Source organism: Aurantiacibacter suaedae (genome assembly GCF_005434915.1).
Lineage (GTDB): Bacteria > Pseudomonadota > Alphaproteobacteria > Sphingomonadales > Sphingomonadaceae > Alteraurantiacibacter > Alteraurantiacibacter suaedae.
Map to the genome: position 1 here is coordinate 426,584 of NZ_SKCG01000003.1, position 12,388 is coordinate 438,971.

10 protein-coding genes are annotated in these 12,388 nt (G+C 61.5%); 8 read left to right on the forward strand and 2 right to left on the reverse strand.

Annotated features, from left to right (window positions below):
• Positions 1 to 10 precede the first annotated feature (10 nt).
• From E0473_RS13000 to E0473_RS13025, 6 genes are all read left to right on the forward strand, one after another.
• On the forward strand, positions 11 to 577 hold the full coding sequence (locus E0473_RS13000) for a cupin domain-containing protein (protein ID WP_137681306.1): 567 nt from the start codon (positions 11 to 13) through the stop codon (positions 575 to 577).
• Positions 574 to 1,551: a fumarylacetoacetate hydrolase family protein gene (locus tag E0473_RS13005; protein ID WP_137681307.1), complete on the forward strand. Its 978-nt coding sequence runs from the start codon at positions 574 to 576 to the stop codon at positions 1,549 to 1,551. The genes E0473_RS13000 and E0473_RS13005 overlap by 4 nt, the downstream gene beginning before the upstream one ends.
• Positions 1,552 to 1,618: 67 nt before the next feature.
• A complete protein-coding gene (locus E0473_RS13010) occupies positions 1,619 to 2,395 on the forward strand; it encodes an acetoacetate decarboxylase family protein (protein ID WP_161981606.1) in 777 nt (258 codons plus the stop codon).
• A 95-nt stretch (positions 2,396 to 2,490) separates the two neighbouring features.
• Entirely contained in the window at positions 2,491 to 2,895 is a 405-nt protein-coding gene (locus E0473_RS13015) for a hypothetical protein (RefSeq protein WP_137681309.1), read from the forward strand.
• A 174-nt stretch (positions 2,896 to 3,069) separates the two neighbouring features.
• Positions 3,070 to 3,939 (forward strand): SDR family oxidoreductase, encoded by an 870-nt coding sequence (locus E0473_RS13020; RefSeq protein WP_137681310.1) that lies wholly within the window; start codon positions 3,070 to 3,072, stop codon positions 3,937 to 3,939.
• Positions 3,940 to 3,978: 39 nt separating this feature from the next.
• A complete protein-coding gene (locus E0473_RS13025) occupies positions 3,979 to 4,164 on the forward strand; it encodes a DUF3008 family protein (protein WP_137681311.1) in 186 nt (61 codons plus the stop codon).
• A gap of 664 nt (positions 4,165 to 4,828) precedes the next feature.
• On the opposite strand, the gene E0473_RS13030 is transcribed toward E0473_RS13025, so the two are convergent.
• Complete coding sequence (locus E0473_RS13030; protein ID WP_241657504.1) at positions 4,829 to 6,949, reverse strand: beta-glucosidase family protein; 2,121 nt, start codon at positions 6,947 to 6,949, stop codon at positions 4,829 to 4,831.
• Positions 6,950 to 7,108: 159 nt separating this feature from the next.
• Positions 7,109 to 9,379 carry a TonB-dependent receptor gene (locus E0473_RS13035; protein ID WP_241657505.1) on the reverse strand — a complete coding sequence of 757 codons (2,271 nt, stop codon included), beginning with the start codon at positions 9,377 to 9,379 and terminating at the stop codon, positions 7,109 to 7,111.
• 159 nt (positions 9,380 to 9,538) lie between these two features.
• On the opposite strand from E0473_RS13035, the gene E0473_RS13040 reads away from it, so the two are divergent.
• Together E0473_RS13040 and E0473_RS13045 are read left to right on the forward strand one after the other, a co-directional pair.
• Positions 9,539 to 10,612: a LacI family DNA-binding transcriptional regulator gene (locus E0473_RS13040; RefSeq protein WP_161981607.1), complete on the forward strand. Its 1,074-nt coding sequence runs from the start codon at positions 9,539 to 9,541 to the stop codon at positions 10,610 to 10,612.
• On the forward strand, positions 10,605 to 12,164 hold the full coding sequence (locus tag E0473_RS13045) for a carboxylesterase/lipase family protein (RefSeq protein ID WP_206663448.1): 1,560 nt from the start codon (positions 10,605 to 10,607) through the stop codon (positions 12,162 to 12,164). Before E0473_RS13040 ends, E0473_RS13045 begins: the two co-directional genes overlap by 8 nt.
• Positions 12,165 to 12,388 lie beyond the last annotated feature (224 nt).

Genomic DNA, 12,388 nt, shown 5'->3' on the forward strand with positions numbered 1-12,388 from the left:
GGTTGAGATAATGTTGACAGGACCAACCCGGCGCATCGTCACCGGACACAATGCGAGCGGCCAGGCGATCATCCAGGAAGACGGACCGGTGCCACGCTACCAAAAGATCGGCGGCGAGAGCGGCCCGATGTTCCACGAGGTTTGGAACACGACTGAAACCCCCGCGCATATCGATGCAGCCAGTGGCGAACCGGCGGAAGAAGGCATCAAGCTGGCTCCGCCGAAGAACGGCACGCGCATCCGTGTGCTCGATATCCCGCCCGACGATCCGAACATGGCGAACAAGACGCCGGAAGAAGCGCGTGCGCATTTCGAAGAAATCGGCGCCGCCGACGCATCCTCTCACACAGGTGCCGGTTCACGACACGCGCACATGCACCGCACCCAGACCGTGGACTATGGCATCGTGCTGGAGGGCGAACTGGTGCTGATCGTTGACGAAGGCGAAACTGTCTGCCGGGCAGGCGACATCATAATCCAGCGTGGCACCAATCACGGCTGGGCAAACCGGACGGACAAGAACTGCCGCATCGCATTCATCCTTATCGACGGCGCTTTCGAGGAGGGACTCGCATGAGGCTGGCCACGCGCGAAAACGGCAAACCTGACGGAGAGTTGGTGGTCATATCTGCCGATGGCTCGCGCTGTCTTGCGGCTGGTCCGCAACTGCCAAGTCTGCTTGCCGCGATGGAGGATTGGAAAGCCGCTGAACCGACGCTCGCCCTGCTGGCGCAGCGACTGGAGCAGGGGGAGGGCGAAACTCTCGATCCGGTGCAATTGCTGGCACCCATGCCGCGCACCTGGCAGTGGCTGGACGGTTCTGCCTTCCAGAACCACGCCGACCTGATGCAGATCGCTCTCGGTCACGATCCCATCGAGAACGACAAACCACTGATGTATCAGGGGATGTCTCACCGTTTCCTTGGTCCTACCGAGGATGTGCCCTTACCTAGCACCGATCACGGCATCGACTTCGAGGGGGAATTCGGGGTCATCGTCGACCATGTGCCGATGGGCACGACGCCAGCCGAGGCGATGAAGCACATCAAGCTGATCGTGCAGATCAACGATTGGTCGCTTCGCACTATCGCGCCTGTAGAGATGAAGACCGGCTTCGGCTGGGTGCAGGCCAAACCGGCCTGTTCGATGGCACCCTTCGCCATAACGCCCGAACATCTCGGGGCAGGATGGAAGGATGGCCGGGTCTGCCTCGATCTCGAGATCGACTGGAACGGCAAATGGTTTGGCAGGGCCAACGGCCGGGAGATGAGCGTGGGCTTCCACGACCTCGTCGCGCACGCCGCTTACACCCGTGATCTGGCCGCCGGCACGATTATCGGATCGGGCACGGTCTCCAACGCAAACTACGCCGAAGTCGGCTCCAGCTGCATTTCCGAAGTGCGCGCGATCGAGATGATCCGTGACAAGGGACCTGCTTCCACCTCCTTCATGACGTATGGAGACAAAGTTCGCATGGAAGGCCGCGGCGTGGACGGCAATTCCACGTTCGGTGCGATAGAGCAGCAGGTCGTCGACGGCTCGGCTCGGTGAGTGCCGTTTTCGATCACGCGGTCGCATGATGCCAAACGGGGATCAGAGCCTAGATCCGAAGTATCGTATGCCGCGACACTTCGGTCCCGCGCCGGGGCCTCGCAATCTGCCGGCCGACCAGCGTCACAGACGGTACGAGAAGGAGGTCGTCTCATATACGATTTCCGCGCGCACAAAGGCGGAGCGGTTGGGTGCTTTCTTGCATGATGGCCTGAGGCTGGATGGCGAGCCTCGCATCGAGGTCTGTATCATGAGCTTCTCCAAGATCGGCTGGCTTGCCGGTCGTGGCTACGACATTCTTATGGTCCGCATCCCCGCGAAGTGGATTGAGACAGAGACGCGATGCGCCGGTCATTTCGTACCGGTTGTCTGGGAGAATATGGCTGACCCGATCATCACTGGACGGGAAGAACTGGGCTGGCCCAAACTGTTCGCTGACATTTCGGTTTCGGATTTTTCAGAGAAAAGCGCGAAGGTCACGTCGTCGTGGGATGGGCACCGCTTCTTCGACTTCCGCGCGTCCGGCTTCGAGCCTCTGGTGCAGGCACCTGCGCCAAAGCCCATGGTGTTCGAAAAGTATATTCCTGCGACAGGTAAACCCGGCTACTCGGACGCGCATTATCTCACCATAACTGTTCCGGACGGGCCTGAACCGCAAGTCCAGTCAACCGAAATCGGGGAAGGCCAATTCGCCTTCACGCAGGCGAGTTGGGAGCAGATGCCAACCCAGTATCCGATTGTAAACGCTCTCTCCGACCTTCCGCTCGACGATTTCAGCCCCGTGATAAAGACCGCCTCGATCTTTGGCGGAGACGGTAGCGCGCAGCGGAAACTGAGGATGTGAATTTGGCTTGAGCGGGTTGTCGATTAGCCAAGATCAACAATGCTAAATGGCTACGTGCTCACGCCGCAGTTCGACGGGTCGTGTAAACGTCGGACGTGGTGTTCATCACCGGCAGCGTGCCGGAAATCGAGCAGGATGGCTATTTCATGGCCAATGCGTTTGTCCAGCTGGAGATCAATGATCGATTTGCGTTGCAGGCGGGCGTCATCAGTCTGTTCCACAAGGATTACCTGATTCAAGGCAACGTCTCATTGGGCACTCTTGGCTATGCAGAGAAGATTTATGCGCGGCCGCAGGGGTGGGGCCGATCTATGTTTCGGCAGAAAGCCGATTTTTCAACCGCAGCGACCCCGTCTAACGGCAACGGTCTAGAGATGCTTGAGGTGATCGCGTTGTGGAGCGGATTGCCGAAAGGAAGTAAGGCCTCGGGCTCGCTTGCCGCGAAGGCATTTTGGGGATGGCAGTGCGGGAGCCCGCTGCGCGTTTCCATACAACGCTAAGTGGCAGTGGCGAAACAGCATTGTCCAACTTCTGACCCTTAGCTCAACAACTTATCGCCATTCGTCGTGCGACAGGCACGTTTGGCACCATTCGGGAAACCCCTTTGCCCGCGCTCCCGTTGGGGTGACGAATCCTCTCTCAGCGATTAGTTGATGATCGGAAAGGCAGCTCCCATGACTGAAACCAAAACATTCCAGCCAGAAATCGACGAACAGCCACGTATGCCTGGCGCTGAAGCCGAGATGGACGACAAGCCCGATTGGCATCCGCGTTTTCCCGGCTCTGGCCGACTGGATGGAAAAGTTGCCATCGTGACCGGCGCGGATAGCGGCATTGGCAGAGCTGTTGCGGCGCTGTTCGCTCGCGAAGGTGCGAATATCACCATCGTCTATTTCGCCGATGAAGAGGCTAAGGATGCCGAAAAGACCAAGGCCATTGTGGAAAGTGAAGGCCAGCAGGCGATCTGCTTGCAGGGCGATCTCGGGCGGCAAGAGTTCGCCAGCCAGGTGGTCGCCGCCACGATAGACCGGTTCGAGCGGCTGGACATCGTCATCAACAACGCCGGCGAACAGCACCCTGACGATAAGATCGAGGATATCACGCAGGAGCAGCTGAAGCGCACGTTTCAGACCAACATGTTCTCGATGTTCTTCATGGTGCAGGCCGCCCGTCCGCATCTCGGCAGGGGCAGTGCAATCGTCAACTGCACGAGTGTGACGATGTACAAGGGCTCTGCAAATCTGCTCGATTATTCGGCCACCAAGGGTGCGATCACCGCTTTTACCCGGTCGCTATCCGAGAACCTGATCGGTGATGGTATCAGGGTGAACGCCGTCGCTCCCGGCCCGATCTGGACTCCGCTCAACCCGTTTGGCGGCCAGCCACCCGAGGCCATGGACGATTTCGGTAAAAACACTCCCATGGGCCGTCCGGGCCAACCAAACGAGGTTGCGCCTGCTTTCCTGTTCCTCGCTTGTGAAGATGCCAGCTATATGTCGGGCCAGGTGCTGCACCCGAATGGCGGGATTATCGTCACAAGTTGAGATCGGGACCCAGACAAGCGAAAGAGAGAGGAGAAATCGATGCCTGCCCAATCGAAAGCCCAACAGAAAGCCGCAGGAGCCGCGCTGAGCGCTAAACGTGGCGATACCAAGGTGAGCGAACTTCAGGGTGCATCCAAAGAGATGTACGATTCGATGAGCGAAGACGAGCTGGAAGACATGGCGAGCACCGAACGCAAGGGTAAGCCCGAACACAAGGGCGACTGAGGCCGGGAAATGGACGAGCCGAAATCAGCAAAAGCATAGAGAGCTTGTTAGCCAATGCGACGGCCAAGCGAGAGCGCAGTGTGTGCCAAGAGTGACCGGTTTAAATTACGTGCCCGCCGACACATACTTCGTCTAGGTTGATGGCGACTGCGGCATTGGTTTAGCCGTTGTTCGCAAAGTTTCCGACGCCGGGTTGATAGGAATGGCCGCGTCTTGCTGGCGTCCGTCGCGTTGCTGGGCCGTTCTGCCTGGGTGGTCTCAGCCTGCTCTAGTGCCGGCTGGCACCTAACCCCAATCGTTATCGCCGAGGCGGCGACCGGAAACTTTTGCGCTGCTCTCTCCCGAAGAAGGTTGCCTTGCGGAAGCTCATTGCAAGCGTTTCTCATTTAGACTGTGATACAGACCAATTCTTCGTTTTCGTCGAAAACCGTCGTTAGCGTGAATGTTTGTTACGGTTAGACAATCTCGTTCTCGAACCGCCCGTGGCTTTTGATGTGCTGTTAAAGGACCGAAGCGTGACGTTGCTGTGCCTGCGCGACACCCGCATGAGAGGCGCCAGGCAACGCGAATGGCCCAACGATCCGAGCGCCGGCACCTCGCCAGCCTGCTTCGCCCAATAGCTTCGGCAAGGCAGGCAGCGAGGTGTCTGTTCGGCAGTTCCCGTTCAGTCTGTCCAGCTGCGCTCCGGCAACTGCACGTCTACGCTCTGGCCGAGCGTTTCGGCGTCACTGCCGAGGGCGAAGCTGTAAACACCCTCCGCGATGGTCCAGCCATCACCATTCCAGTCGGCCAGCAGGCGCGGGTCGATCTCGACGTTCACCGTCGTCTCGGCGCCGGGTTCCAGTTCCACCCGTTCGAAGCCGACAAGCCGCTGGCGCGCTTCGCCATCGCGGCTGACCAGATAGACCTGACCGACCGTCGCCCCGGCACGCTCGCCGGTGTTGCGCAGGGTGAAGCTGGCGCTTGCTCCATCGGTCTCCAGATCGGAGGAAGCAAAGCTGGTGTAGCTGAGACCGAAGCCGAACGGGAACAAGGCTTCCTGCTGCTGGCGCGCATTCCAGCGATAGCCGAGGTCCGATCCCTCGATGTTGTAATCCGTGAACAGCTTGGAATCGGGCGAGGGCGGGTTGCCCGCAAAATCGGGGTCGTATTCCAGCATGCCAGGGATGTCTTCACGGGGCAGCTGGGCCACGTTGCGGGGGAAGGTAATCGGCAGACGCCCGCTCGGATTGACCTCGCCGAACAGCACCCCGGCAATCGCTTCTGCGCCGCCCTGACCCGGATACCAAGCCTCGATCACTGCTGCCACGTCGTCGAGCCAGGGCATGTCTACCGGTCCGCCAGTTTCCAGCACCACGATCGTGTTGGGATTGGCCGCCGCGATCCGGGCAATTGCGGCGTCCTGACCGTCGGGCAGACTGAGGTCGCTCACGTCGACGCCTTCGGTCATCCACTGCGTGGCGAACACGATAACAACGTCGCTCTGCGCAGCCAGCGCGGCCGCATCTGAGGAATAGCGGCCCGGGCGAAAGCGCACGCTGCCTTCGGGCTTGCGCGCGCGGATCGCGTCAAGCGGCGCGCCGCGCTGGTATTGTTCGGAGATGAATCCGCTAAAGGCGCCTGAATCGCTCAGCGGGCGGCTCACAGCAGGTCCGCCTTCGGGATGAGTCTGGCTGGAGCCACCGCCGGACAACACGCCGCTGTCGGCATAGCCCCCGACGACCAGGATGGACTCGGCATTTGCGGCCAGCGGCAGGGCATTGCCTTCGTTCCGCAGCAATACGATGCCCTGCTCGGCAGCTTTCCGCGCCACCGCGGCATTGGCGTCCCAATCGATGTCGCCACCAGTGGCAACCGGGTTTTCGAGCACGCCGGTAGCGATCAGGCCGGTGATCACGCGCGCGTTCATATCGTCGAGCCGCTTCATGTGGTCGCTGTCGGCTTCGGCAGCGGCCAGCAGCTCGTCGTCGAAGAACGTGTCGGGGTCGAGCTGAGAGCCGGATTGCTGGTCAAGCCCGTTCCACGCAGCATAGAGGCCGGGCACAGCACCCCAGTCGCTCATCACCCAGCCGCGATAGCCCCAGTCCTGCTTAAGCACCTTGTTGAGTAAGTAATCGCTGGCACAGCCCTGTTCGCCGTTCACACGGTTATAGGCGCACATCACCGAGCCCGGCTGGCCGATCTCGATCCCGATCTGGAAGGCCAGCAGGTCGCTTTCGCGCGCTGCCGTATCGCTGATCTGCACATCGACGAACTTGCGCCCGGTCTCCTGCCCGTTGAGAGCAAAGTGCTTGATCGTGGAGACAATTTCGTTCGACTGGACCCCGGCGATGTTCCAGCCGATCAGCTGGCCGGTCAGCAGCGGATCTTCCGAGATGTACTCGAAGGTGCGCCCGTTGCGCGGGTCGCGGGCGAGGTTGGCGCCTCCCGCCAGCAGTACGTTAAAACCCTTGGCGCGGGCCTCGGCCCCGATTGCGTGGCCCTGAGCAAAGGCGAGGTCACGGTTGAAGGTGGCTCCCATGGCGATTCCGGCGGGCATGGCGGTGGCATAGTCGCCGCGCAGGCCGAGCGCGTAGGCCACGCCAAGCGGGCCGTCGGTTTCGGTGAGTGCGGGAATCCCGAGGCGCGGCACCCCGGGCACGAAACCAGCCGACATGAGGGCTTCTTCAGGTATTTCTGCGCCGGGAACCAGCGGCAGGGCCAGGATGCCCATCGTCAGCCGGACTTTTTCTTCCGGCTGCATCTGCGCGACGATGGTTTTTGCCTCCTCGTAGGCGGCATCCATGTCTTGCGCGGTTACCGGTCGCTGGCGATCCTGTGCGTGAGCGGCGGAAGCGCAAAGCGCGGTTCCTAAAAGGAGGGCGGTGCCAAGGCGGGTAAGCATGTAAGTTATCCTTGAAAAAGACGGCTCGCCCATCGGGGAGGGCGAGCCGTTGGATGGGCGCTAGAAGCGGAAACCGGCTCGAATTCCGTAGGTTTGCGGATCGGCGAAAGCGGCAACTCCGTCGCTTCCTCGGTTACCGTAGCCGGCGCTGGTCAGAACCACCTCGTCCTCGATATTTTCGATGAAAGCACCGATGTAAAAGGCGTTTTCGGCCGCGTTATAGGTGATCGAGGCATCGGTCTTGGTGAAGCTGGGCTGATAGTAAGCGATCAGGTTGGCGATGTCGGTCAGGTCGTAACGATCGCTGAAACGGGTGCCGACATCAAAGACCAGATTTGCCCCGCCGTTTAGGTAGCGGGTATAGCTCAGCCCAAGATTGCCGCTCCATTCCGGACTGCGCGCGAGGGGGCGGTCGGAGAAGTCGAGCGTGATCGCATCGGCGCGGACCACGCGGCTTGGGGTGTAGTCGCTGTAATGCGCGTCTAGCCAGTTCAGGCCGAAGCGGACCAACAGGTCGTCCACTGGCTCCCAGCTTCCGTCCATTTCGACGCCGTTGATCTTTGCGCCGGCGGCGTTGGTGGTCAGCTGGCAGTTGCCGCAGCCACCGAAGTCTCCGATCTGCGACAGTTGCAGGCCGCTGTAATCGTAATGGAAGCCGGTGACGTTCAGGTTGACGTCACCGAAGCGGAACTTGGCGCCCGCTTCGTAAGCGGTGATAGTTTCGGGCTGATAGAACAGCTCGTCCTCGGTGTAGACACACTGCGGCGATGCGTCCGGCCCGGCAAGGCAGCCGTCGTTGAAGCCACCCGCCTTGTAGCCGGTGGAGACCGAGGCATAGAGCAGGCCCACGGGGCTGTCGTAATCGACGCCCAGGCGCCAGGTCACCTTGTCGAAAGTGCGTTCCGCATCGTTGATTTGCAGCACCACCCGATCGCCCGGAACGGCACCGGGCGTGGTGTCAAATACGGTGGCGCCCACGCGCGACTTCTTGTCGTTTGAATAGCGAATGCCGCCGGTCAGACGCAGGTTGGGGACGATCTCGTAAGTCGCCTGACCGAATGCCGAACGGTTGATGGCGATGGTCGGGTCCTGCGGGAAGCCGAAGCGCGTGGCAAAAGGTGGGAAACCGAGGTTCTGCGGATCAAGGATAAAGAAGGCGATGCCCGACTCTTCCTTGAAGTAGTAGGCCCCGACCTGTGCCGAAAACGGGCCATCACCACCGAAAGCGAGGCGTGCCTCTTGCGAGGTCTGCCAGTAGTCTCCTTCGAAGGTCGCCGGGTTCACGCCGCCGCCGATAGTGCTGTGTGCGTCGCGCGTGCTTTCCCGATAGCTGCCGAGATAAGTAAAGGTTGCCGGGCCGAAGTCCCAGTTCAACTCGGCGGAAATGCCTTTGTCGCTGTTGTTGTTGTACGGCTCCCACTGCTGGATCGTGGTGTTGGTCCGCTGCGCCTCGGCGTCGCTGTCGAAGTAGGCTGGCACGTTGGGCCCGGTATCGTTGCCAGCCGGATCGACCGGAGCCGCGCCGGTGAAGAAATTCGTTGTCGGCACGGTGTTGACGCGGGTGCCCTTCAGTTCGGCGTAGTCGCCAACAACCAACAGGCTGATGTCGGAAGTCGGCTCCCATAGCATCGAGACGCGCACTGCCGCGTTCTTCTTGTAAGGATCGTAATTGTAGTCGTCGCCCGATCCGTTGATCACGAAGTTGTCGCGTCGGTCGATGTTGCCCGCGAGGCGCACAGCAAGCGTATCGTTGACGGGCAGATTGACAAAGGCGGTGGCGAACAGGCTGTCGTAATTGCCATAGGTCAGGTCCAGGCCGCCGCTCAGATCGAACTGAGGACGGGTGGTGATGAGGTTCACGACGCCGGCGGTGGAGTTGCGCCCGTAAAGCGTACCCTGCGGTCCGCGCAGCACTTCGACGCGCTCGATGTCGAAGAAGCTGACTTCCTGTGCCTGCGGGCGGGCGATGTAGACACCGTTGACGTTGAACGCCGCCGAGGGATCGCCCTTCTCGGTGCCATCGGTCGAGGTCACACCGCGGATAGTGATCTGCAAGCCGTTGCCGCGCACGATCGAAAGGTTGGGGACCAGTTCGCCGAGCTGGGTGGGGTTGGTTACACCCGCCTCGGCCAGACCGTCGCCGCTCACCGCGGTGAGCGCGATCGGAGTGCGCGAGGCCAGCGTCTCGATGCGGTTGGCGGTAACGATGATGTCGCGGCTAGTCGGCTCTTCGCGTGCGACCCTGTCGTCGGGCTGGGTATCCTGTGCCAAGGCTGGCGCGGAGCCGAAAGTCAGGACAGCGGCAGCCCCCGCCAAAAGCGAGTATTTCATAATCATCCTCCCAAATGAACGGCCTATTTTAGGTCCGGTTTCTTGTTCGCCGTCATGCTTGACGGCAATAGTCAGCGCTGTCAAGACAGCGCTGACAAAAGTCGGGTGAGGGCGAAAAGTGAATTTGCGATGTGCTTTGATCGCACTATGGTCACGTCGATGAACGTGTCTGGCTCCCAGCGTGCAACGATGCTTGATGTCGCCCGTCTCGCTGGGGTTTCGGAGAAAAGCGTGTCGCGGGTGGTCAACCGCGAGCCGCACGTATCGCAGAAGCTGCGCGATAAGGTCGAGGCGGCGATTGCCGAGCTGGGCTACGTGCCCGATCCCGCGGCGCGCTCGCTTGCCGGGGTTCGCAGCTTCACGGTGGGTCTTTGGATAGATACCCGCGGGCTGCACTATTCAATGAAGCTCATGGAGGGCGCCTACGAAGCCTGTCGGGCGCACGGATATCATCTTCAGGTGGAAAACCTGGGCTCGAAAATCGACGATGCAGCGCAAGTCGCACGTCTCGACAATATCCTGCGCACCAGCCGCCTCGATGGCGTGATCGTCACCCCGCTGTTTTCGGACAATTCGGCGGTGATGGACTTCCTCGAGTCGCAAGGGATGCCCTACGCGCGCGTCTCTCCCTTCACGCACTATGGGCGAGCGCCTGCCGTCTTCATGGACGATGCGGCTGCCGCTGGCGAGGTGGCCGACTTGTTCGTGCGCAACGGCCATCGGTTCATTGGCCTGGTCACCGGTTCGCCGCGTCATGGCGCAGCGGTTGCTCGCCGCACCGGTTTCCTGGAGCGGATCGCGATCATCGCGCCTGATGCCGTGATCACCGAAGCCGAAGGGAATTTCGCGTTCGAGGCGGGCATAGCCGCCGGTCGTCAGCTGCTGGACGTTGCCGACCGTCCCACCGCGATCTTCGCCACCAACGACGATTCCGCAGCCGGGGTGATGACCGCCTGTGCCCAGCTCGGCCTCACCGTCCCAGACGACGTGTCGATCTGCGGCTTTGACGACAACCTTATGGCGAAGTCGGTGTGGCCCTATCTCACGACGGTTCACCAGCCGATTGCGGAACTGGCGCAGCAGGCGGCGCTCTTGCTGATCGATCGCCATGCCGACAAGCGACAAACAGCCGACGTCCTGCTTCCGCACAGGCTGGTGGAGCGCGACACGATCAGGGACTTGCGGACGAGCGAAAAGGTTTGCCGTCCGGCAATGGGAGATGACGATGCTTAAGAAAACGATTGTTTCGCTGGCCGCAATGACGGCTGCCTTCGCAGCCCCGGCTATGGCTCAGGTTGTGACCATCGATGTGGGGCAGGTCGAAGGAGCGACGGCAAGCGGAATAGAATCGTGGAAGGGCATTCCCTTCGCTCAGCCGCCTGTAGGCGACCTGCGCTGGCGGGCGCCGCAACCGGTGGAGGCGTGGGATGGCGTCTACGAGGCGAACGAATTTTCCAACGATTGTATGCAGATCCCCTTTGCTGCCGATGCTGCACCGCTTGGCACGCCGCCTGCCGAGGACTGCCTCTATCTCAACGTCTGGCGGCCAGAGGGAACCAGCGCCGACGACCGCCTGCCGGTGATGTTCTGGATCTACGGCGGCGGTTTCGTAAACGGCGGCTCGTCGCCTGCGGTTTATGATGGGTCCGAGCTGGCGCGGCAGGGCGTGATCCTGGTCAGCTTCAATTACCGGCTCGGCCGTTTCGGCTTCTTCGCGCATCCTGCGCTGACCGATGCGAACGAGGATAACGGCCTGCTCGGCAATTATGGCTACATGGATCAGGTCGCGGCGCTGCGCTGGGTTCAGCGCAATATCGCGGCCTTTGGCGGCGATCCGGGCAATGTGACGATCTTCGGCGAAAGCGCGGGCGGCGGTTCGGTCAACATGATGATGACCAGCCCGATGACGCGCGGCCTTTTCGCCAAGGCCATCGTGATGTCGGGCGGCGGCCGTGCGGGCCTGCGCTCGACCACGCCGGTTCATTCTGACGACGGGCCGGACGGGGAAGACGCCGGGCTGGCCTTTGCCGAATGGGCCGGGGTGGAAGGCCAGGGCGCCGATGCACTGGCCGCCTTGCGCGCACTGCCCGCTGACGTGCTGACGACGGGCGTCGGCCTCGCCCAGCAGCCCGTTGCTCCGCATTCCGGCCCGTTGATTGACGGAATGGTGGTGCTGCATCCGTTCGACGAGGTCTACGCGGCTGGCGGCGCTGCCCCGGTGCCGTTCATGGCCGGTGCCAATACGGCGGATATCGGGTTCGGCCCTCCGCTGGAAGGCGATGTGTTTGCCGCGCATTTCGGCGCCCATGCCGACCAGGCGCGCGCAGCTTATGCCGATCTTTCACCGGAAGCCTTGCAATCCGCCATTTATGCCGATGAAATGATGGTGGAGCCTGCCCGCTATATGGTGCAGCGCATGGCCGCCAGCGGCCAGACGGCCTGGCATTATCGTGCAGGCTACGTGCCAGAAGTCATGCGCGAGGAATGGGCCAGCGGCCTGCCCCATGCCACTGAAATTCCGTTCTTCTTCCGCACCATCGATGCGCGCTACCCGGGTGAAACGACAGCGGCGGACCATGCCGCTTCTGCTGCCATGAGCGCGGCCTTCGTCAATTTCGCCAAGACGGGGGATCCCAACGGTGCGGGGGCTCCGCAGTGGCCAGTTTACGATGATGCGACACGCCCGGTCATGCTGTTCGGCCTCGACGGTAATCACGGCGGGGAAGACCCGTGGCGCGCGCGTCTCGACGTGGCCGAAGCACTGGCGGAAAGCGTCGGAGACTAACGGGCAAGGGCGGCGAGGTTCGCGCTGCGGCTGGCCTGCGGTGGCGTAGGCTTGCGCGACATGTTGGGAGATCCTGCCAGCCGCGAGGGCGCCTTCGCTGGCCGTTTCCTTTGGCACGGCGCGAGCCACGACATGATCGTGACCGATGCGAAGGATAGGGTAAGGTACGCCGTGTATTTGCTCGGCGTCATCGAAAGCGTCGCCAGACAACCTTTGCCCTCGGG

Coding starts and splice junctions, on each gene's coding strand:
- E0473_RS13010 (WP_161981606.1), top strand. CDS start 1,619: ATGCCGCGACACTTCGGTCCCGCGCCGGGGCCTCGCAATCTGCCGGCC.
- E0473_RS13030 (WP_241657504.1), bottom strand. CDS start 6,949: ATGGATGCCGCCTACGAGGAGGCAAAAACCATCGTCGCGCAGATGCAG.
- E0473_RS13000 (WP_137681306.1), top strand. CDS start 11: ATGTTGACAGGACCAACCCGGCGCATCGTCACCGGACACAATGCGAGC.
- E0473_RS13025 (WP_137681311.1), top strand. CDS start 3,979: ATGCCTGCCCAATCGAAAGCCCAACAGAAAGCCGCAGGAGCCGCGCTG.
- E0473_RS13020 (WP_137681310.1), top strand. CDS start 3,070: ATGACTGAAACCAAAACATTCCAGCCAGAAATCGACGAACAGCCACGT.
- E0473_RS13035 (WP_241657505.1), bottom strand. CDS start 9,379: ATGAAATACTCGCTTTTGGCGGGGGCTGCCGCTGTCCTGACTTTCGGC.
- E0473_RS13040 (WP_161981607.1), top strand. CDS start 9,539: ATGAACGTGTCTGGCTCCCAGCGTGCAACGATGCTTGATGTCGCCCGT.
- E0473_RS13005 (WP_137681307.1), top strand. CDS start 574: ATGAGGCTGGCCACGCGCGAAAACGGCAAACCTGACGGAGAGTTGGTG.
- E0473_RS13045 (WP_206663448.1), top strand. CDS start 10,605: ATGCTTAAGAAAACGATTGTTTCGCTGGCCGCAATGACGGCTGCCTTC.